General features: G+C 34.5%; 19 protein-coding genes. 17 read left to right on the forward strand and 2 right to left on the reverse strand.

Annotated elements, in window-relative coordinates:
* Positions 1-163: 163 nt before the first annotated feature.
* From dprA to trmFO, 3 genes are all read left to right on the forward strand, one after another.
* The gene (dprA, locus tag ESZ54_RS04440) at positions 164-913 is read left to right on the forward strand and encodes a DNA-processing protein DprA (protein WP_136136480.1); all 750 of its coding nucleotides are present in this window, start codon (positions 164-166) and stop codon (positions 911-913) included.
* 101 nt (positions 914-1,014) lie between these two features.
* Positions 1,015-3,096, forward strand: coding sequence for a type I DNA topoisomerase (gene topA / locus ESZ54_RS04445; RefSeq protein ID WP_136136481.1), 2,082 nt, complete (start codon positions 1,015-1,017; stop codon positions 3,094-3,096).
* Between the two features lie 105 nt (positions 3,097-3,201).
* The gene (trmFO, locus tag ESZ54_RS04450) at positions 3,202-4,524 is read left to right on the forward strand and encodes an FADH(2)-oxidizing methylenetetrahydrofolate--tRNA-(uracil(54)-C(5))-methyltransferase TrmFO (protein WP_338065516.1); all 1,323 of its coding nucleotides are present in this window, start codon (positions 3,202-3,204) and stop codon (positions 4,522-4,524) included.
* 3 nt (positions 4,525-4,527) lie between these two features.
* Here trmFO and ESZ54_RS04455 read toward each other — a convergent pair whose 3' ends face one another.
* Positions 4,528-4,740 (reverse strand): ferredoxin, encoded by a 213-nt coding sequence (locus tag ESZ54_RS04455; protein WP_136136483.1) that lies wholly within the window; start codon positions 4,738-4,740, stop codon positions 4,528-4,530.
* 34 nt (positions 4,741-4,774) lie between these two features.
* On the opposite strand from ESZ54_RS04455, the gene ESZ54_RS04460 reads away from it, so the two are divergent.
* The 11 genes from ESZ54_RS04460 to pcp all read left to right on the forward strand — a co-directional run bounded on the left by ESZ54_RS04460 (position 4,775) and on the right by pcp (position 16,127).
* Positions 4,775-5,845, forward strand: a complete 1,071-nt coding sequence (locus ESZ54_RS04460) for a helix-turn-helix domain-containing protein (protein WP_136136484.1) — start codon at positions 4,775-4,777, stop codon at positions 5,843-5,845.
* Positions 5,814-7,247, forward strand: a complete 1,434-nt coding sequence (locus tag ESZ54_RS04465) for a RecQ family ATP-dependent DNA helicase (RefSeq protein ID WP_162615095.1) — start codon at positions 5,814-5,816, stop codon at positions 7,245-7,247. Before ESZ54_RS04460 ends, ESZ54_RS04465 begins: the two co-directional genes overlap by 32 nt.
* A gap of 66 nt (positions 7,248-7,313) precedes the next feature.
* A complete protein-coding gene (locus ESZ54_RS04470; protein WP_136136486.1) occupies positions 7,314-8,000 on the forward strand; it encodes a LysM peptidoglycan-binding domain-containing protein in 687 nt (228 codons plus the stop codon).
* A gap of 53 nt (positions 8,001-8,053) precedes the next feature.
* The gene (gene cmk, locus ESZ54_RS04475; protein ID WP_136136487.1) at positions 8,054-8,716 is read left to right on the forward strand and encodes a (d)CMP kinase; all 663 of its coding nucleotides are present in this window, start codon (positions 8,054-8,056) and stop codon (positions 8,714-8,716) included.
* 105 nt (positions 8,717-8,821) lie between these two features.
* On the forward strand, positions 8,822-9,991 hold the full coding sequence (gene rpsA, locus ESZ54_RS04480; RefSeq protein ID WP_136136488.1) for a 30S ribosomal protein S1: 1,170 nt from the start codon (positions 8,822-8,824) through the stop codon (positions 9,989-9,991).
* Between the two features lie 129 nt (positions 9,992-10,120).
* Positions 10,121-11,185: a dual-specificity RNA methyltransferase RlmN gene (gene rlmN / locus ESZ54_RS04485; protein ID WP_136136489.1), complete on the forward strand. Its 1,065-nt coding sequence runs from the start codon at positions 10,121-10,123 to the stop codon at positions 11,183-11,185.
* A 162-nt stretch (positions 11,186-11,347) separates the two neighbouring features.
* A complete protein-coding gene (locus ESZ54_RS12750) occupies positions 11,348-11,482 on the forward strand; it encodes a hypothetical protein (protein WP_275426541.1) in 135 nt (44 codons plus the stop codon).
* A 23-nt stretch (positions 11,483-11,505) separates the two neighbouring features.
* On the forward strand, positions 11,506-12,228 hold the full coding sequence (locus tag ESZ54_RS04490) for a gamma-glutamyl-gamma-aminobutyrate hydrolase family protein (protein ID WP_136136490.1): 723 nt from the start codon (positions 11,506-11,508) through the stop codon (positions 12,226-12,228).
* Positions 12,229-12,241: 13 nt separating this feature from the next.
* Positions 12,242-13,882, forward strand: a complete 1,641-nt coding sequence (locus ESZ54_RS04495; protein WP_136136491.1) for a peptide ABC transporter substrate-binding protein — start codon at positions 12,242-12,244, stop codon at positions 13,880-13,882.
* A 164-nt stretch (positions 13,883-14,046) separates the two neighbouring features.
* On the forward strand, positions 14,047-15,399 hold the full coding sequence (locus ESZ54_RS04500; protein ID WP_136136492.1) for an MFS transporter: 1,353 nt from the start codon (positions 14,047-14,049) through the stop codon (positions 15,397-15,399).
* Positions 15,400-15,479: 80 nt separating this feature from the next.
* Positions 15,480-16,127: a pyroglutamyl-peptidase I gene (gene pcp, locus ESZ54_RS04505; protein ID WP_136136493.1), complete on the forward strand. Its 648-nt coding sequence runs from the start codon at positions 15,480-15,482 to the stop codon at positions 16,125-16,127.
* A gap of 41 nt (positions 16,128-16,168) precedes the next feature.
* Here the strand turns inward: pcp and ESZ54_RS04510 are convergent, their stop codons facing one another.
* On the reverse strand, positions 16,169-17,476 hold the full coding sequence (locus ESZ54_RS04510) for an alkaline phosphatase family protein (RefSeq protein ID WP_136136494.1): 1,308 nt from the start codon (positions 17,474-17,476) through the stop codon (positions 16,169-16,171).
* Between the two features lie 398 nt (positions 17,477-17,874).
* Between ESZ54_RS04510 and aroE the strand changes: the two genes are divergently transcribed.
* From aroE to aroB, 3 genes are read left to right on the forward strand one after another with little or no spacing between them, the layout of a single operon-like run.
* Entirely contained in the window at positions 17,875-18,771 is an 897-nt protein-coding gene (aroE, locus tag ESZ54_RS04515) for a shikimate dehydrogenase (protein WP_162615096.1), read from the forward strand.
* Positions 18,752-19,774, forward strand: a complete 1,023-nt coding sequence (gene aroF / locus ESZ54_RS04520; protein WP_136136496.1) for a 3-deoxy-7-phosphoheptulonate synthase — start codon at positions 18,752-18,754, stop codon at positions 19,772-19,774. The genes aroE and aroF overlap by 20 nt, the downstream gene beginning before the upstream one ends.
* Before the next feature lie 19 nt (positions 19,775-19,793).
* Positions 19,794-20,858, forward strand: coding sequence for a 3-dehydroquinate synthase (gene aroB / locus ESZ54_RS04525; protein WP_136136497.1), 1,065 nt, complete (start codon positions 19,794-19,796; stop codon positions 20,856-20,858).
* The last annotated feature ends 1 nt before the right edge of the window (position 20,859 follow it).

Here is a 20,859-nt window from a genome sequence, read left to right on the forward strand (position 1 = left end):
TAATTATAACAGATGGGGAGGTTCTTATTTTTATTGCTTTTAGAACGTTAATGTATCAAGGCATTACGATTATGAAATTTGCTCAGGTAACAAAGGTTTACTTAGAATACTTCACTATTATTTAGAAAATCAAAATGAAAGTATTTCAGTAACCAAATTTGCGATGATTGCTAAAGTAAAAAAAGCTTACCAAGAAATATTCACGACGAGTTTTTGGCAATCCTTTGGTACGATAACAGAAGATGATTTTTCAACATTTCAGCATTCATATCAATTTATTACAATACTAGATGATACTTATCCCGAGAGACTTGCGGAAATATATAATCCCCCAATTGCATTGTTTTTAGAAGGGGATATTGATTTACTTGAAAATGAAACATTAGCAGTCATCGGTGCGAGAAAAAGTACCACTTATGGCAAACAAATGATTGAAAAAATAATTCCTACTATTATAAAGGAAAAAATCACAATTGTGAGTGGTTTAGCGAAGGGAAGTGACACGAATGCTCATATTGAGACAATTAAAAATGGCGGTCAAACAATAGCAGTCATCGGCTGTGGCTTGGATATTTATTATCCAAAAGAAAATAAAAAATTGCAGGATTATATCAGCCAGGAGCATTTAATTATTTCTGAATATCTGCCAACCGTTCCGCCTTTATCCTACCATTTTCCGAGTCGTAATCGAATAATTGCCGGATTGTCAAAAGGCGTTTGTGTTATTGAAGCACAGAAAAAAAGTGGTACTTTTATTACTGCGTCTCTTGCTTTAGAAGAAGGTAGAGATGTTTTTGCGGTACCTGGAAGTGCATTTGAAAAAACTTCTGAAGGTTGCTTAGAACTTATCCAAGAAGGCGCAAAATGCATTTGGAAACCAGAAGATATTTTGCTCGAATGGAATATCAATTAAAGAACTTTCTTGACAAGAGACTATTTAATGGACTAAGATGATTATCGATTGTTGAACATTATAGTAGATAAATAGTTTATACGAAAGAAAGGGATTGAAAAATGAGTTATAAATACTTAGTAATTGTCGAATCCCCAGCTAAAGCAAAGACAATAGAAAAATATTTAGGTAGAAATTACAAAGTGGTTGCAAGTGTAGGCCATATTAGGGATTTGCCTAAAAGTAAAATGGGAATTGATTTTGATAATAATTTTGACCCTCAATACATTAACATTCGTGGTAAAGGACCTGTTATCAAAGAATTAAAGAAATATGCGAAAAAGGCGGAAAAAGTTTACCTCGCAGCCGATCCGGACCGCGAAGGGGAAGCTATTGCCTGGCATTTAGCTCATATTTTAGACTTAGACTTGAATGACAATAACCGCGTTGTCTTCAATGAAATTACCAAACCAGCGGTCAAAGAAGCTTTTAAAGAACCACGAAAAATTAATGTAGATTTAGTTGATGCACAACAAGCTCGTCGAATCTTAGATCGACTTGTTGGTTACTCAATCAGTCCATTATTATGGAAAAAAGTTAAAAAAGGTTTGAGTGCAGGACGTGTTCAATCTGTTGCACTTAAGATGATTATTGATCGTGAAGATGAAATAAAAGCTTTCAAACCTGAAGAATATTGGAGTATTGCTAATAATTTTATTAAATCACGTAAAAAATTTAGAGCAAATTTTGCAAAATTAGATGGTAAAAAATTTGAATTGTCGACTGCAGAAGATGTTAAAGTCGTAACTGATCGCTTAACTGGTAGTGATTATACCGTTCAAAAAATCACCAAAAAAGAAAGAAATCGTAAACCAGCTCAACCATTTACAACAAGTAGTTTGCAACAAGAAGCTGCACGTCGTTTGAATTTTAGAACGAGAAAAACAATGATGGTGGCGCAGCAACTTTATGAAGGTATCAAACTTGGTAAGGGTGAAGGTACAGTCGGATTGATTACATATATGCGTACCGACTCGACTCGTCTTTCTGATACAGCATTAACAGAAATTGGCCAGTTTGTGGAAAACACTTATGGCTCTGAATACCTTGCAACAACTAAGGCTGCAGGTAAAAAAGCTAAAGGAAGTCAAGATGCGCATGAGGCGATTCGTCCTTCAAGTGTGATGAGAACACCGGCTTCAATTGAACAGTATCTTGATAAAGATCAAATGAAATTATATTCTTTAATATGGTCTCGTGTGGTTGCAAGCCAAATGGCGCCAGCCGTTTTAGATACAATGCGTGTTGAACTTGATCAAAATGGTGTATTATTTGTCGCGAATGGTTCGAAAATTAAATTCCCAGGTTTTATGAAGGTTTATGTTGAATCTAAAGATGATGGTAAAGAAGAAAAAGAAAACATTTTACCTGAACTAGCTGAAGGGGAAGTTGTGAAGTCAGTTGATTTAGAACCTAAACAACACTTTACGCAACCACCAGCCCGCTATAGTGAAGCAACCTTGATTAAAACGTTAGAAGAAAATGGTGTAGGTCGACCTTCGACATATGCGCCAACACTTGAAACGATTCAAAAACGTTATTATGTTAAATTAAACGCTCGTCGTTTTGAACCAACAGAACTTGGCGAAATCGTCAATTCATTAATTTGTGAGTTCTTCCCACAAATTGTGAATATGAGTTTCACGGCAGAGATGGAAAAAGATTTGGATAATATTGCCATTGCTAAAGAAAACTGGGTCGATGTTGTTAGTCGCTTTTATGAACCATTTAAAAAAGAACTTGATTTGGCAGAAACAAATATGGAAAAAATTCAAATTAAAGATGAACCAGCAGGATTTGACTGTGAACTTTGTGGCAGTCCAATGGTGATTAAACTTGGACGTTATGGTAAATTCTATGCTTGTAGTAATTTTCCAGAATGTCGGAACACTAAAGCGATTGTTAAAAAAATTGGCGTGAAATGTCCAGAGTGTCAAAAAGGTGACGTGATTGAAAAGAAAACGAAGAAAAATCGTATCTTCTATGGCTGTGATCGTTATCCTGAATGTGAGTTTACTTCTTGGGATAAACCTGTTGGCCGTAATTGTCCGAAATGTAATAAATACTTAATTGAAAAGAAAGCACGTGGTAGTGTTCAAATTCAATGTAGTGATTGTGATTATAAAGAAGATATTCAGAAGTAAAGAGTAGGCTTCTTTAGAAAAATTGTGTATACTGAATAATGCTAAGGGACGGAACAACAAACTTGTTTGTCCCTTAACTTTTTGATAATTTTATAACTGAGGGAAGTGGAAATCGTGACAGAAAAAAAAGTAACCGTTATCGGAGCTGGTTTAGCTGGAAGTGAAGCCGCATGGCAAGTAGCTGAAGCTGGAATTTCCGTTGATTTATATGAAATGCGTGCAATTAAGAAAACACCTGCGCATCATACAGATAAGTTTGCAGAGTTAGTCTGTACAAATTCGTTAAGAGGAAATAATCTAACAAATGGAGCGGGTCTCTTAAAAGAAGAAATGAGACGCTTGAATTCAGTGATTATTGATTCAGCAGACGTTAATCAAGTTCCTGCTGGGGGCGCTTTAGCCGTTGACCGGGAATTATTCTCAGAATATATTACGGAAAAAGTATCGAATCATCCAAATGTGACGGTTCATCATGAAGAAATTAATGAAATCCCTAGCGATGGAATCACAATCATCGCAACAGGTCCACTAACTTCAGAAGGTTTAGCCGAAAGCATCCATGAATTTACTGAATCAGATGGTTTATACTTTTATGATGCTGCAGCACCAATCATTGAAAAATCATCAATTGATATGAATAAAGTTTATTTAAAATCAAGATATAATAAAGGTGAAGCTGCTTATCTAAATTGCCCCATGACGAAGGATGAATTTTATGCTTTCAGGGAGGCTTTAGTAAATGCAGAAGTTGCGCCATTAAAATCTTTTGAAAAAGAAAAATTCTTTGAAGGCTGTATGCCAATTGAAGTTATGGCTGCCCGTGGTGAAAAAACGATGACATTTGGTCCCTTAAAACCAGTTGGGTTAGAAGATCCAGAAACTGGAAAACGACCATACGCCGTAGTTCAGTTAAGACAAGATAATGCTGCTGCTTCTTTATATAATATTGTTGGTTTCCAAACGCACTTAAAATGGGGCGAACAAAAACGAATTATTCAAATGATTCCTGGACTAGAAAATGCAGAAATTGTTCGTTATGGTGTAATGCATCGTAATACATTTATGAATTCACCAGAATTGTTAAATGCAACTTATCAAACAAGAAAAAATGAAAATATTTTCTTTGCTGGACAAATGACAGGTGTTGAAGGATATGTTGAGAGTGCTGCAAGTGGTTTATTAGCTGGAATTAATGCAGCTCGTTTGGCACTTGGAAAAGAGGTTGTCACTTTCCCAGTTGAAACTGCGATTGGCGGAATGGCAAATTATATTACGCATACTTCGGCAAAACATTTCCAACCAATGAATGTAAACTTTGGCTTATTCCCTGAATTACCAGAAAGAATTAGAGACAAAAAAACACGCTATGAAGCAATCAGCAAGCGTGCTTTAGAATCTTTAGATGAAATGATTAAGACTTTAGATTAATATCTAGTCTTCCTTTAATAACAGAATGGCTCTAGTTGGGCAAACACGGTAGGCTTCTAAGAGCTCTTCGGGAATGTTGTCTGCTACGAGTTGTTCTGTTTTTTCAGTATTCGAAAATTTGACAAGACCATTATCATAATAATCAAAATAATCAGGGGCTTTGAGTTGACACAACCCACAAGCGATACATTTTTCAGGTAATATTCTACAAATCATATTTGATGCTCCCTTTCGAAAGAGGTGAATTTTTTTGGATGAAACAAAACGGTTTATTCTATCTTGTTTTTCACATCAACGGACCGTTCGATCAACGACATTGTATCATTTTTTAAGTGGAAAAAAAACTTCATCAATTCTAACCTATGGATTTCTTAATGGAATTTTGCCGTACTTTAATCTTTTCCCGAATTTAGAGCAACGGAAGTTTGAAGATAATATTAATTTTCTACTTGAAAATAATTATCTTGTGCAAGAAACGATTCCGTTAGTGACCATTACTGAAAAAGGACTGGTTGAATGTCGTGATTTCAATTGCAAGTATCTTGATGGTTTATCTTTTTATAAAATTGATTATCAATTTTGGATTCAACTTGTTTTGTTGACGCAAGTTGTATCTGAAAAAAGATATCGAAATTCAAAATACATTGCTTCTGATGCAAATATGTATCATCAACATCTTCTCAAACAGTGGATTTCTGTGCAATCAAATGATTGGTTAGATCGTTTTATGTCAGAATGGATGGAATTATTAACTTTACTTGGAAAAGATGAAAGCTATCTTTTAAGTTCACAATTAGTCGGACACAATACTCCAGGTTTAACTAAAAAACAAGTAGCAGAGCAATTAACTCAATCCGAATTTGAGATTGAAATACGTTTTAAGAATGCGCTACATCAATTGATTTACCTTATCAATATGCATTCGGAGACCTTTCCAGTCTTTTTTAGTTTATATAGTTACGAATTAAAATGCTTGGGAAATGATACGGTTCAAGAAACATTTCATCTTTATTTTCAAAAAGGCTATGACTACGACCAAATTGCACGTCAACGTCATTTAAAACTGAGTACTATTTATGATCATTTAATCGAGAGTATCATTCAACTAAATGTTTCACAATTGAAACTGATAATTGAACGACATCAATTGACCGAGTTATTAGGTCGATTGAGTAGTAAGTATCCCAAGATAAGAGCTTGGACCTTTAAAGACTGTCAGTTGATGAAGGCGTCACTTAATTATTACGAATTTCGTTTAATGCAATTTTATCTGATAAAGGATGATAATGATGGAGAAGATAAAACAAATATTAGTCAATAAATTTGGTTTTACAAATTTTAAGCCTGGTCAAGAAGAAGTTGTGAATCATTTATTGAATCAAAAAGATACGCTTGCTATTTTACCAACGGCAACAGGTAAATCATTAACTTATCAATTGACGAGTTATTGTTTGCCGGGTGTAACGCTGGTCGTGTCGCCACTGATTTCTTTAATGGAAGACCAAGTGCAACAACTGGCTAAGATAGGAGAGAAAAATGCTGTTGCAATTAATAGCTTAATGGATTTTCATCAAAGAAAATTTGTTTTGAAACACATCAAGCGTTTTAAATTTATTTTCGTAAGTCCTGAGTTACTAGCCAATCAGGAAGTATTGACGATTTTAGAGGGATTATCTATTTCATTACTAGTCGTTGATGAAGCACATTGTATCTCTCAATGGGGCAATGACTTTAGACCAGATTACCTAAATTTAAGAACAGTAAAAAATAGATTGAATCACCCGTTAACGCTTGCTTTAACTGCAACGGCAACTTCCCCAGTGATTAAAGATATTGAAAAACAGTTATTTGGGAACGAGTTTGAAGTTGTAACATTACCAATTGATCGTGAAAATATATTTTTATCAGTGGTAAATACTGAAGATAAGCTTAACTATTTAATTGATTTCTTAAACCACCATCATGGGCCAGGAATTATATATTTTTCGAGTAAAGCAGAAGCGGAGAGTATTGCTTCTGAGTTGAATCGGCTCACGTCATTAAAGATTGGCATTTACCATGGAGATGTATTGCCTGAAGACAGAATTAAAATACAGCAACAGTTTTTAAAGAGTTCTTTGCAAATTCTTTGTGCAACCAATGCTTTTGGAATGGGAATCAATAAAGCTGATATTCGATTTGTGATTCACTATCACCTTCCTGATAGCCTTGAGAACTATGTACAAGAGTTTGGTAGAGCAGGACGAGATGGTCTACAAAGCGTTTCAATTATTCTTTACCAAGAAGGTGACGAAAGAATACATCGATTTTTACATGATGATACTTTTCAACAGAAAAGTGAGCTACTCTCATTGAAGCATAAAACCCGTCAAGAGATGAAAACAATTTATCCGAATTTATCAAACCTCCAAAAAAAGTGGCTTGTTCAAATTGCTAATACCGATTGGGATTGGGATAATTTTGAGAAGCAACTTCAAAATCGAAAAACAAATCACTTTCAGAATATAGTTAAGATGATGGACTATATTCGTCTTACAACTTGTCGCAGAAACTTTATTTTAGAGGCGTTTGATAATCAAAATATCAAAACAGAAGAAAAAAAACAGTGTTGTGATTTATGCAACAATGAGTTACCTGATTTAACAGAAGTTCAAAAAGTGAATGATAATGAAGAAAACCTTAAGACTGCTGAGCAAATTATAAGAAATCTCTTTTTATTATAAAAAATACAAGCATTATTATCATTAGTATGATAAAATGATAAAAGAAGTTTTCAAGGAGGTATATCTGTGAGTAGAAAAGATAAAGATAAAGATGAATTTAAAAAAGATGAAGAATTAAACGATAAAGAACCTTGGGATCAACCAATTTTCGATGAAGATGAAGAAAACGAATATACAGAAGATGAATATACTGAAGAAACAGAAGAAGATTCTGATACAACTCGTGTTCGACGTGGTAAATCTGGTGGAAAAAACTGGTATGCTATTTCATTAATAACGCTATTATTTTTAATTGTAATCGTTGCTACCTTTTTAATTCTATATTGGAATGTCAACGCTAAAATGAACACTAAAAAACCGATTGTTGAGAGTTCATCTGTTGTAGTTGAATCATCAACAACAAGCGAAAGCACTGTTAGTTCAACAACAGAAAGTACGACAACAGAATCAAGTAGCTCAACAACACAATCTACAACTACTGAATCATCAAGTACATTTGCTGATGTTGAAATTTCTCAAAATGAAGTAGCACAACAACAACAACAAAATGCTGCTAATGCTGCTAACGCAAATAATACGAATCAAAATCCTACGCCAGCTGCTGGTACAACAGTCAACGTTGGTGAAGGACCTAACGTGAACTTATATCGTATTGCGATCAATAACGGTACAACTGTTGAAGCTTTATTACAGTTGAATCCTGGTATTGATTCTCAAAATTTACAAAATGGACAACCTATTAGAGTGAAATAACCAAAAAGTCGTCTTTTGACGACTTTTTAATTTGAAGAAAAGGTGTTTGAGACATGACGAATAATAAACAAATCGCAATTGACGGCCCAGCGTCGGCTGGCAAAAGCACAGTTGCAAAAATTTTAGCTAAGAAAATGAATTACATTTATTGTGATACGGGTGCGATGTATCGTGCTTTGACTCTTGCTGCATTGAGACAAAATGCAGACATTTCTTCAGAAATCGAACTGACAAAAATTTTAGCTGATATCGAAATTAGTTTTAAACAAATGGCTGATGGTCAACATGTTTTTTTAAATGGAGAAGATGTAACGCAAGAAATCAGATTGCCAGAAGTTACAAATTCTGTTTCCGAAGTGTCTTCATTTAAAAAAGTGAGAGCTGAACTCGTAAGCCGTCAAAGAAAGTTTTCAGATTCAGACAGTATTGTCATGGATGGAAGAGATATTGGTACGGTTGTTTTACCTGAAGCTGATTTAAAAATATTTTTGGTCGCTAGTGTTGAAGAGCGAGCACAACGCCGTTATGATGAAAATACTAAAAATGGGATTAATACGCCTTTTGATGTCTTAAAAAAAGAAATTGAAGATCGAGACACTTATGATTCAACTCGTAAAGAATCACCACTTGTTCAAGCTGAAGATGCTATTCTTGTTGATACTACGGGTTTAAATATTGATCAAGTTGTCCAAAAAATTGAAGATTTAATGAATTAAATAACTTTAATATAAAAAATAGCAAATATGACTAGTCATTTTTGCTATTTTTAGGTAGAATGATATATAAGCAGTAGAAGTAAGCGTTGTCGAGGAGGAAGTATAATGACAGATCAAATGAATGAAGCAATGTTAGATGCTATGGAAAGTGTTCAAGAAGTAAAAGTAGGAGATTCTGTTCAAGGTGAAGTGTTATCTATCGAAGATAATAAACAAATCATCGTTGGTATCTTAGGTGCAGGAGTTGAAGGTGTTGTACCAATCAAAGAACTTTCAACACTACCGATTGAAACGATCACTGATATTGTTAAAATTGGCGATACGATCGAATTAGTTGTAATTTCCGAAATTGGTAAAGATAAAGAAAACGGAAGTTACTTATTATCTAAACGTCGCGTCGATGCTAAAAAAGTGTGGGAAAAGATTGAAGATTCATTTAAAGCTGAAGAATTAATCGAAGGTACTGTCACTGATGTGGTAAAAGGTGGCCTCGTTGTTGATACTGGTGTTCGTGGTTTTGTACCAGCTTCAATGGTTGATAGTCATTTTGTATCTGATTTTTCTGGTTACAAAGGTCAAACTTTAACATTCAAAATTATTGAAATTGAACCATCAGAAAATCGTTTAATTTTATCACGTAAGGCAGTAATTGAAGCTGAAAAAGCTGAAATGAAGAAAGAAATTTTGGATAAAATTTCTGAAGGTGACATTATTGAAGGAACAGTGGCTCGTTTAACTAACTTTGGTGCATTCATTGACTTAGGTGGCGTTGATGGTTTAGTCCATGTTTCAGAAATTGCGCATTATCATGTGGAAAAACCTGAAGATGAATTAACTGTTGGTGAGACTGTATCAGTTAAAGTCTTAGGTATTAATCCTGATGAAGAACGTATTTCTCTTTCAATTAAAGAAACAAAAGACGGTCCTTGGAGTGGTATTGAAGAAAAAGCTGCTGTAGGTTCTGTTCTTGAAGGTGTTGTGAAAAGACTAACATCATTTGGTGCCTTTGTAGAAATTTTCCCAGGTGTTGAAGGTTTAGTTCATATTTCACAAATTTCACATAAACATATTGCAACACCACATGAAGCATTAGAAGAAGGCCAAGAAATTACGGTTAAAGTTTTAGATGTCAACGAAGACAACCGTCGTATTGGTTTAAGTATTAAAGCTTTAGAAGAAAAAGAAGAACCGGTTGTTGAAGAATCTTTTGAAATGCCAGAAGAATCTACTGGTTTTACTTTAGGTGATGTTATTGGTAAAGATTTAGAACAATAATCAGATATAATTTAGGAGCCTTGTTAAACAAATCTATTTAACAAGGTTTCTTTTTTTATTTGTGCATTGAATTATGTGCATGAATGAGCTATAGTATCAAAGAGTCCAAAAAGACGTGGAGGGACAAATTTGAAACCATCAATTTATGATTTAACTTTAGAAGATTTAACAAATTGGTTATTAGAAAACGACGAAAAAAAATTTAGAGCAACTCAAATTTGGGATTGGTTATATCAAAAGAGAATCAAGTCTTTTGATCAAATGTCAAATCTATCCAAATCACTAATCGAAACATTAGATCAATCATTTGTTATCACACCATTGAAAGAGGTCGTGATTCAAGAAGCTAGCGATGGCACTGTTAAGTACTTATTTGAACTAACAGACCATCATATGATTGAAACTGTATTAATGCGACAAAAATATGGTCTTTCAGTTTGCGTAACGACCCAAGTTGGCTGTAACATAGGTTGCACGTTTTGCGCTAGTGGATTACTGCGTAAACAGCGTAATCTGACGACAGGAGAAATTGTTGCTCAAATTATGCAAGTACAGCATTATTTTGATGATAAAGGTGAAGATGAACGTGTCAGTCATATTGTTGTCATGGGTATTGGTGAACCATTTGATAATTATGATAATGTTATTAATTTCTTTAATATTATGAATGATCCTAAGGGCTTAGCAATCGGAGCACGTCACATGACGGTATCAACAAGTGGCTTGGTTCCTAAAATTAAAGCATTTGCAGACTATCCGTTGCAAGTAAATTTAGCAATTTCATTACATGCCTCAAATAATGAAGTAAGAACATCAATTATGCGAATCAACAAGGCGTATCCAATTGAGCGTTTAATGGACGCGGTTGATTATTATCTTGAAACTACGAATCGACGGATTACATTTGAATATATCATGCTATCAGGAGTAAATGATCGTGTGGAACACGCACAAGAATTAGCTAATCTATTAAAAGATAAGAAAAAATTAGTTTATATCAATCTAATTCCATATAATCCTGTTGATGAACATAATCAGTACCAAAGAAGTTCGAAAGAAGATATTCTGGCATTCTATAATGTCTTGAAGAAAAATGGTGTTAATAGTGTCATTCGTCAAGAACACGGAACGGATATTGATGCCGCCTGTGGCCAATTACGAAGTAAACAAATGAAAAAAGAAAAGAATAAATAGTGTGTTAAAAACCAAAATTGTATTTTTCGCTTGACGAAAGATATCATTTTGGTTTTTATTTGCTTAAAATAAATAACATAGTTGACTTTTTGCTGACTTCTTGATACTATTTTTAAAATACATCGAAACAAAAGGTGTAAATAATGAAAGGGGCAATGAGAAATGGAAAAAGATTATATGCATTTAATTTTATCCACGATTCAGTATTATCGTAAACGAATCAAACATCTACGAGACGCAAGACGTGTCGAAGAAGGAGCAGAGCCCCAATGTTGTCCTCAGTCAATTTTCGTATAAAAAATTGAAGAGGAGCAACATAAATGAAAAACAGAATAGGTATTACAGCGAATGAAATTATGGATTCAGGTGAAATTTTACATAATTTAGAAATAAATTATTTACCAGCAGGTTACTCTAAAGGAGTAGCACAAGCGGGAGGATTACCTGTTTTAATTCCAATTAGTGAAGATTTGAAGGATATTAGACAATATGTTTCAATGATTGATAAACTCATTTTGACAGGAGGACAGAACGTTTCTCCAGAGTTTTATCAAGAAAAACCCATTTTTTCAGAAACGCTTATGATGAAAAAGAGAGATATTTTTGAGCTGGCATTAATTGAAGAAGCTATCAAGCAAGACAAACCAATTTTTGGAATTTGCCGCGGTATGCAATTACTAAATGTATATTTTGGCGGATCACTGATCCAAGACTTGAGTCAAAGAGTAGAAGAACCAGTTAAGCACATGCAAGCTCCGATTTCTAATGATATTCCAACACATTGGATTACAACAGAAAAAGGCAGTATTTTAAACGGAATTTATGGTCCTAAGGCAAAAGTAAATTCGTTTCATTTTCAAGCAGTCAACCGTATCGGAAATAATTTACGTGTAACTGCAAATAGTGAAGACGGTATTGTTGAAGGCATTGAAAGTCACGGTTTACGACAGAAGATTGTCGGTGTCCAGTGGCATCCAGATTTTTCTTATAAAGTACTAGAGCAAGAACGACGCGCTTTTAATTTTGTTGTCAATGAAATGTAGAGGAGAAAAGAAAATGAAAAAAACATTAGGTATCTCATTATTATTAATTGGAACAGTGGTTGGTTTAGCTGCATGTTCATCAAATAAAGAAAGTAATACTGAATCAAAAAATAAAGAAGTTACACAAGAAATTAATGTATCATCTGGTGGAGAGTTATCAACTTTAGATAGTGCTTTTTATTCAGATGTTTATAGTTCAGATATGATTGGTCAAACTGCAGAAGGCTTATATCGTTTGAATAAAAAACAAGAACCTGAATTGGCAATGGCTGAGAAAGATCCTGAAGTTAGCCAGGATGGTTTGAAGTATACATTCAAGATAAAACCAGATGCAAAGTGGTCAAATGGAGATACAGTCAAAGCTGTTGATTTTGTATATTCATTTAAAACAGTTGTTGATCCAGCTTACGGCTCAAGTAGTAGTAACCAAATGGATATCTTCAAGAACGCACGTAGCATTCGCGAAGGGAAAGCTGATTTAGATACATTTGGTGTTAAAGCAATTGATGAAAAAACTCTAGAACTTGAGTTAGAATATCCAGTTCCTTATTTAGCTGATCTTTTAGTCGGCACACCGTTCATGCCTAAAAACGAAAAATTTGCAACTGAAAAAGGCAAAGCATATGGAACTAATGCTGATAATTTTGTTGGCAACGGTCCATTCACAATTGAAGGCTGGAAAGGCACAAATGACACTTGGGTACTTAAGAAAAACAAAGATTATTGGGATGCTGAAAACGTTAAGTTAGAAAAAATTAATGTTCAAGTTATTAAAGAAATGGCGACTGGTATTCAATTATTCGAAGCTGGTGACTTAGATTATACAGTGATTGCTGATTCGTATGCATTAGAATATAAAGATTCTCCAGAAGCAAACTTTGTACCTAAAGCAATGTTAGGTTACTTAAGTCCTAACCAAAAACGTGAAGTGACAGGCAATGTCAATGTTCGTAAAGCTTTTAGTCTTGCAATTGATAAAAAACAATTTGCTGAAAATATATTAGGCGATGGCTCAATTCCATTAAATGGTTTCATTCCTACGAACTTTAGTAAATCTCCTGACAAAGGGGAAGACTTTAGAAAACAAAATGGTGATTTAGTAAAATACAATGTTAAAGAAGCAAAAAAATACTGGGAAACAGCTAAGAAAGAATTAGGGAAAGACAAAATAGAGCTAGAACTTATTTCAGCTGACAGTGGTAGTGCTAAGAAAACAATTGAATTTGTCCAAGGTCAATTACAAGAAAATCTTCCTGGACTTACAATCAAGTTAAAATCAATGCCTTTACAAAATCGTTTAGATTTACAACAACAAGGACAATTTGATTTAATGTTTGGAACTTGGACACCAGATTATGCTGATCCAGTCAATTTCTTAGAATTTTATGACTCTAAAGGTGGTTTAAATACCGCTAAATATAATAATCCAGAGTACGACAAAGGATTAGTTGATGTTAAAGTTAATTTAGCAAATGATAAAAATGCACGTTGGGATAAAATGTTAGATTTAGAAAAAATCTTAATCAAAGAAGATGCTGGGGTTATCCCAGTTTATCAAGGTGCTATTGGTTACTTGAAATCTGATCGTTTAGATGGTTTACAAATCTATCCGTTCGGACGTACAATTTCTTATCGTTTGGCAAGCGTCAAATAATAGTATATTTTACTTTTATTGCTTGACATTGAATGTGGACTCTTTTAAAATGGAGTTATATTAATTCGTACAGATAGCACAGAGTTTTTCTGTGCCGAGAGAGAGGCGATATTTATCTTTGGATGAATATCGTCTTTTTTTACGGAAATTATAGGAGTGATTATATGTCTGAAAAAAAATTTCATGTGAATTTGGCTGTTTTGGCTACAGGGATGATGGCATTTTCAGGGGTGTTAATAGAAACGGCAATGAACGTTACCTTTACAACCCTAATGAAACAATTTAATATTTCAACGTCTCAAGTTCAATGGGTGACAACAATTTATCTATTGATGATCTCAATTGTAGTGCCACTTTCTTCATATTTAATGAAGAATTACAGTAAACGTCAATTGTTTTTAGCTGCGAGTACTTTATTCTTGGTGGGTGTCGTGATTAATGCGTTCTCTGTGAATTTCACTATGCTTTTAGCTGGTCGGATTTTACAAGGTGCCGCAACTGGTATTGCATTACCTTTAATGTTTAATATCATCCTAACAAAAGTCCCTCTAGAAAAAAGAGGTATGATGATTGGGATTGGTAACTTAACTACTTCGATTGCTCCTGCAATGGGACCAACATATGGTGGAATATTAACAACGAAACTCGATTGGACTTATATCTACATTTTCTTGATTCCTGTCTTAATTATTTCTACGTTAATCGGTTTACTTGCGATTCCAAAAGAACCTGTGACTAAAAACGATTCAATTAACATGACTGCTGTAATGGCTTTATCTGTTATGTTCACTGGTTTACTTTGCTTCTTTAGTTATGCCACAACTTGGATTGGTTGGGTAGCATTAGTAATTGGTGTTGTAGGTGCAGCGTTCTTCTTCAAGAGTAATAGCAAAAAACAATTGCTTAATTTATCAGTATTTAAGAATAAAATGTTTACAACTTACCTTTTATCATTCTTAATGTTCCAAGTGTTACTTTTAGGAATTTCATTTATTTTACCAAACTTCGTGCAAATTGTTTTAGATGCTGAAGCGTCTAAAGCTGGGATGATGATGTTCCCAGGTGCTTTGGTAGGTGCTCTATTTGCGCCAGTTTCTGGAACAATTCTTGATAAACTTGGCTTTAAGAAACCTGTCGGAATTGGTAGTTTACTAGCAATTATCGGTTGGGCAAGTTTTATTGTCACACTTCATTTAGGTATTATCCCATTAATCATTCTGTCTCACGTAACATACATGATTGGGGTTGGCCTTGCCTACAGTAATGTGATGACAGTTGGATTGTCATCTCTTACAACTGATTTGCAAGATGATGGAAATGCGATCTTTAGCACATTGCAACAATTCATGGGAGCAGTTTCAACTTCATTTGTCGCAATCATTATTGGTTTCTTCCAAACAAGCAGTTCAGATTATGCTCAAGGAACGCTAACTGGAGCAACTGTTTCAGTCATTGTACTCTTAGTATTCTTAGTGCTAAGTGTATTAGCAGTCTTAAAAACGTTTAAAGAAAATTAAAAAGCTGCCACTTTTCTATTTTTATTGAGAAAAGTGGCAGTTTTCATTACAATGTAAGAAAGACAAGGAGGATCTTCATGATGAAAATAATGATTACTGCTTTTGATCCATTTGGAGACGATACAATTAATCCAGCTCAGGAAGTAATGAAACGTTTACCTGATATTTATCAAACGAGCCAAATTATAAAAGTTTTAATTCCGACAGTATTCCATAAGAGTGCAACCTATATTGAAGAAGCTCTAAAACAGCATCAACCAGATTATCTATTAAGTATTGGTCAAGCGGGTGGGCGAAGTGCCATCAGTATCGAACGAGTAGCAATTAATTTAGATGATGCACGTATTCCAGATAACGATAACAATCGACCGATTGATGTGATGATTCAACAAACAGGGGCACCAGCGTATTTCTCGCAATTACCAATTAAAGCAATGTTAAGTAAGGTAAATGAAAAAGAAATCCCTGCAGAAATTTCTAATAGTGCGGGAACTTTTGTGTGTAATCATGTCATGTATCAAAGTCTGTTTTTAACAAATACTAAGTACTTTAATACAAAAGCGGGTTTTGTTCATATTCCATTTTTACCATCACAAGTACTCAATCGTCCGCAATATCCATCAATGAGTTTGGATGATATGGTAGTAGGCATTCTCGCATGTATTGAAGCCATGATTTTATATTATGATCGTGAAGATTTAAAATTAGTTGGTGGAAAGACACATTAAAAAATGGGAGTGTGACTTGAATTGTTCGCACTCCCATTTTTTTATTTTTCTTCGTCGATAAATAGATCATCGATTAATTTGCCATCAATTTCATGGTCAAAATTTGGTAAGTCTAAGAGTTTTAATATAGTTGGCGCTTCATCAATTAGACGGGCCTTTGAAATCTGATGATTTATTTTAACCTGAGGGCCGTTTACGATAAATGTTGTCGCATAATTCTTTTTACTTGGATGATAACCATGAACTGCATGATAGCGTTCTGGTTGGCCGATTTCATGAGTAGGATTCTTTTCAACAACTGAACCAGCATGTTCATCAACAAAATAATAGCCTCTTTTTGCCTCTAACATAAACACAGCCTGATCATCTGCACCTTGGTTCTTTAGTTCAGATTGAGAATAGATTGTTTCGATTCCTTCGATAGCTTCACAAACATCCTTAATTTTTTTTAGAAAATCAGGATTGGTTTCACGTGAATAAATATAGCAAGAACCGTCACAACTTTTAGCGTAGACCTTCCAATTGTCATCAATCATCTTTTGCGTATCTAATGAACACCAGTTAAGCTTTTTAAATCGTGCATTTAAGCGAATTAAGTGAGTGACATCAAGCTGATAATGGTCTCCAAGTATGATTAAACTGGTATTATCAGGACTAGAAGTTTGTTCAATTGCTGAAATGATTTGTTTGACTCGATCATCTTGACGTTTTAATGCTGCCTTTGCTTCTTTAGAATAGACTCCATAATGATGAAACATACTATCAAGATCAACTAAATGAATAAGGGTTAAATCTGGTTCTTTGGATTTGATGGTATCAACAGCACAAGCAGTAATAAAGTCATCTAGGTAAGGTTGCTTAATTCCTTTTCGTAAGTGACCATACTTATGATTCATCTGCATTAAAAAAAGTGGTGAGCTAGCTTGTAACGATATCAAAACTTGGTTAGTCCAGATTCGATTTGGAAAAATCTCGGCAATATTGTAATCAATACCACTTTTTGCAGTCACTGGCCATAAAAAAGCTGCCGTTTTGTAATTGTTTTGATGCGCAAGATCAATTACACTGGGTGCCTTGACGTCTCTTTTATACCAGAACCAGTCAGGAGAAAGCCGTTTGGGCTGAATTTTCGTATTGTTAACAATACCATGTTTATTTGGATAAACACCAGTAATGATAGACGTATGTGAAGGATAAGTGAGTGAGGGATAAATCTCTTCAATTTCTTTAACCCATGTTCCAGTCTTGATAAGTTCTGCTATCGTAGGCATTAGATCAAGATTTTTTTCTATATTTTCTGTGCCAAGTGCATCAATTGAAATCACAACTAATTTTTTTCGCATCATCATCGCTCCTTTAAAACAATTATATCAAACTTAATCAATCTTGCAGTAAAGTAAAAAAAGAATTGACAGTGAATTAGATAAAAGCTATACTATGTTAAATTATTCAATCAAACGAAGTTGGAGTGACTTAAAATGAAAAATATTAAAATTAATCATCTCACACAACTGAATAGTCTTTACTTTAGCTATTATAGATAGCGTTTGTAGCCAATAACTTTTTGGATACAAACAAACGTGTTTGTATCTATAATGGTTAGAGCTATTCGTATTGAACGTATTAACCACTATAGATAAAAAATCTATGGTGGCTTATTTTATATCTAGTGTTAATGGATAACGGTACCCGTAGATTTTTTGATCTATTCGGTACCGTTTTTTTGATAGTTGGAAAGGAGAGTCAAATGATTACAGGATATACAAAAATGGCAGGTGTGATTGCGACGCCAATCAAGCATAGTTTGTCACCACTTATACATAATAGTGCTTATCAGTTTGCAAAATTAGATGCCGTATATTTGGCTTTTGATGTTGAAACAAAAAATTGTCAACCAGCTTTTGAAGCGATTACTGCTTTGAACATGATGGGTGTTAATATCTCGATGCCGTATAAAACACAAGCTTATCAATTTGCAGATGAAGTGTCAGAAGTCTCTAGAAGATTAGGTGTGTGTAATACTTTAATCAATCGGGAAGGTTTGATTTATGGCACAACGACTGACGGATATGGATTTAGTCAAAGTTTAAAAGATGAAAAAGTTGATGCCGAACTTAAAAAAGTCGTTATATTGGGTGCAGGAGGCGCCTCTAAAGCAGTTGCATATCAATTAGGACTAGAAAATGCCGCTGAAATTCATATTTTTAAAAGAAATAATGAAACTTTCGCAGTCGAAAAAAATCATTTTTTAGCATTTAATCAATACTTTAAAAGCAATTATTATTTTCATTCTTTTTCTGATCAGCATATATTGCAAGAAAAAATTAGCAATTGTGATATTTTGATTAATGCAACTAATGTTGGTATGGCTGAAGCTTCTAAATTATCGCCAATCAAAGACGCAAATTGTTTACAAGAACGAACAATCGTTTTCGATTTAATTTATAATCCCTTGGAAACAAAATTAATGTGCCAAGCACGAGAAAAAAATTGTCATGTCATCAATGGAGTAGGGATGCTATTACATCAAGCAGCTGCCTCTTATGAATTAATGACCGGGGAAAAAATGGCAATTGAGCACGTGAAACAAATTCTATTGACCGAACTCAAAAGGAGAGAAACTTATGAAAATATTATTAAATAAATTAGCTTCACAAAATGAAATAGCAGACCTCGTCACTGTGCTGGATGCGCACAAATTATTTTTTAATGTGGATCAATCGTCTCCAGTCACTACAATTTCGGTTGTTGGTGATCCTCAAGTTATGACTGAACTGAAATTAGAAAATTTAGAATTTGTTGAAAGGATTGAGCCTATTAAAGTGAGTTATAAACTAGTTAGTCGGGAATTTCGACAAGATGATACAATTGTAGATGTTAATGGCGTGAAAATTGGTGGCGATGAACCTTTTATTACCATGGCAGGGCCATGTTCCGTCGAAACAGAAGCACAAATTTTTGAATGTGCACGTATTGCAGCTGAGGGTGGTGCAAAAATTTTGAGGGGCGGTGCCTTCAAGCCAAGAACTTCTCCATATGCCTTTCAAGGATTGGAAGAATTAGGGTTGAAATATATGCGCAAAGCTGCAGATAAGTACCACTTACAGGTGATTACTGAAGTCATGGATGAAGCACATTTGGATATGGTGGCTCATTATACTGATATTATTCAAGTTGGCGCTCGCAATATGCAAAATTTTAAACTGTTACAAGCAATTGGAAAAACAAAGATGCCCGTTGCATTGAAGCGAGGTATTGCAGGAACAATTGACGAGTGGTTGAATGCTGCTGAATATATTGCTGCTGAGGGAAATATGAATATTATTTTTGTCGAAAGAGGTATTAGAACATACGAGACAGCGACACGCAATACCTTAGACTTAAGTGCCGTCCCAGTCATACAAAAATTGAGTCATTTTCCAATTATTGTTGACCCTAGTCACGGTGTTGGGATTCGTGAATTTATTGAACCGTTAGCATTAGCATCTGAGGCAGTTGGTGCTTCCGGGATGATTGTTGAAATACATCCAAATCCAGAACAAGCTTGGTCTGATGGGCAACAAACTCTCAATGAGCTTGAATTTAAACAGATGATGAAAAAATTAGCGGTCATTGAAGAGGCCATTTTAAAGATTAAAGAAATCTAAATGAGAAAGGATTTTTATTATGAAAATGACTGTCAATCTTCCGACGTATCAATATGATATCTTCATTCAAAAAGGCGGGCTTAAAGAATTAGGTGCGTGGGTTCAAAAGCTTTGGTCACCCAGAAAAATTATGATTATTACCGACCAAACAGTCAATGAATTTTATGGGAACGTTGTTAAAACACAATTAGAAAACGCAGGCTTTATGCTTGAATTTTATGTTATTGAACCAGGAGAACAGAGTAAATCTTTAACAGAAGCTAGTAAGATTTATACAGCAATGTCAGACTTTCAAATGACAAGAAGTGATAGTGTGATTGCTTTAGGCGGTGGTGTTGTTGGTGATCTAGCCGGATTTGTAAGTTCAACATATATGCGTGGTTTAAGTTTTGTTCAAATCCCGACGACGTTACTTGCTCAAGTTGATAGTAGTGTTGGTGGGAAAACAGCTGTTAATTCAACAACTGCCAAAAATTTAATCGGAACATTCGCTCAACCAGCTGGGGTCTTGATTGATCCAGAAACACTTGAAACACTTGAAATAAGAAGAATTCGCGAAGGTTTGGCCGAAGTAATTAAATCTGCGGCTATTGCTGATTTAACCTTGTGGGAAGAACTTGAGAAGTACCAGGATGAAGCAGATATTCTCGAGCATGCTGAAAGCATTATTTATCAATGTGTTGATATTAAACGAAAAGTAGTTGAAGCAGATGAACTTGATAATGATGAACGCCTGATTTTAAATTTCGGTCATACAATTGGTCATGCAATTGAACAAGTTGCTGGTTTTGGCGTTATTACACACGGTGAAGCTGTTGCAATGGGCATGTATCAAATGTGTACATCGGCTGAACGTTTAGGTAAAACACCACATGGCACGACGGAAAAACTAACAACAATGACACGTAAATATCATTTGCCAATAGAGTTCAGTGAATTAGATCGTACGGACCTATTTAATGCAATTTTACATGATAAGAAAGCTCGTGGTCATCAACTTAAAGTTATTCTTTTAGAATCTTTAGGAAAAGCAAAAATTGAGACCATCCAAATTGAAAAAATAAAAGATTTTTTAGCTGAGTAGG

Origin of the sequence: Vagococcus silagei (assembly GCF_004795745.1) — a bacterium.
Taxonomy (GTDB): Bacteria; Bacillota; Bacilli; order Lactobacillales; family Vagococcaceae; genus Vagococcus; species Vagococcus silagei.

Excerpts from the sequence above, each read along its gene's own strand:
- ESZ54_RS04490 (WP_136136490.1), top strand. The coding sequence starts at position 11,506 with ATGAAAAACAGAATAGGTATTACAGCGAATGAAATTATGGATTCAGGT.
- ESZ54_RS04495 (WP_136136491.1), top strand. The coding sequence starts at position 12,242 with ATGAAAAAAACATTAGGTATCTCATTATTATTAATTGGAACAGTGGTT.
- ESZ54_RS04510 (WP_136136494.1), bottom strand. The coding sequence starts at position 17,476 with ATGATGATGCGAAAAAAATTAGTTGTGATTTCAATTGATGCACTTGGC.
- ESZ54_RS12750 (WP_275426541.1), top strand. The coding sequence starts at position 11,348 with ATGGAAAAAGATTATATGCATTTAATTTTATCCACGATTCAGTATTAT.
- ESZ54_RS04500 (WP_136136492.1), top strand. The coding sequence starts at position 14,047 with ATGTCTGAAAAAAAATTTCATGTGAATTTGGCTGTTTTGGCTACAGGG.
- pcp (WP_136136493.1), top strand. The coding sequence starts at position 15,480 with ATGAAAATAATGATTACTGCTTTTGATCCATTTGGAGACGATACAATT.
- cmk (WP_136136487.1), top strand. The coding sequence starts at position 8,054 with ATGACGAATAATAAACAAATCGCAATTGACGGCCCAGCGTCGGCTGGC.
- aroE (WP_162615096.1), top strand. The coding sequence starts at position 17,875 with ATGATTACAGGATATACAAAAATGGCAGGTGTGATTGCGACGCCAATC.
- aroF (WP_136136496.1), top strand. The coding sequence starts at position 18,752 with ATGAAAATATTATTAAATAAATTAGCTTCACAAAATGAAATAGCAGAC.
- ESZ54_RS04465 (WP_162615095.1), top strand. The coding sequence starts at position 5,814 with ATGGAGAAGATAAAACAAATATTAGTCAATAAATTTGGTTTTACAAAT.
- dprA (WP_136136480.1), top strand. The coding sequence starts at position 164 with ATGATTGCTAAAGTAAAAAAAGCTTACCAAGAAATATTCACGACGAGT.
- ESZ54_RS04455 (WP_136136483.1), bottom strand. The coding sequence starts at position 4,740 with ATGATTTGTAGAATATTACCTGAAAAATGTATCGCTTGTGGGTTGTGT.
- aroB (WP_136136497.1), top strand. The coding sequence starts at position 19,794 with ATGAAAATGACTGTCAATCTTCCGACGTATCAATATGATATCTTCATT.
- topA (WP_136136481.1), top strand. The coding sequence starts at position 1,015 with ATGAGTTATAAATACTTAGTAATTGTCGAATCCCCAGCTAAAGCAAAG.
- rpsA (WP_136136488.1), top strand. The coding sequence starts at position 8,822 with ATGACAGATCAAATGAATGAAGCAATGTTAGATGCTATGGAAAGTGTT.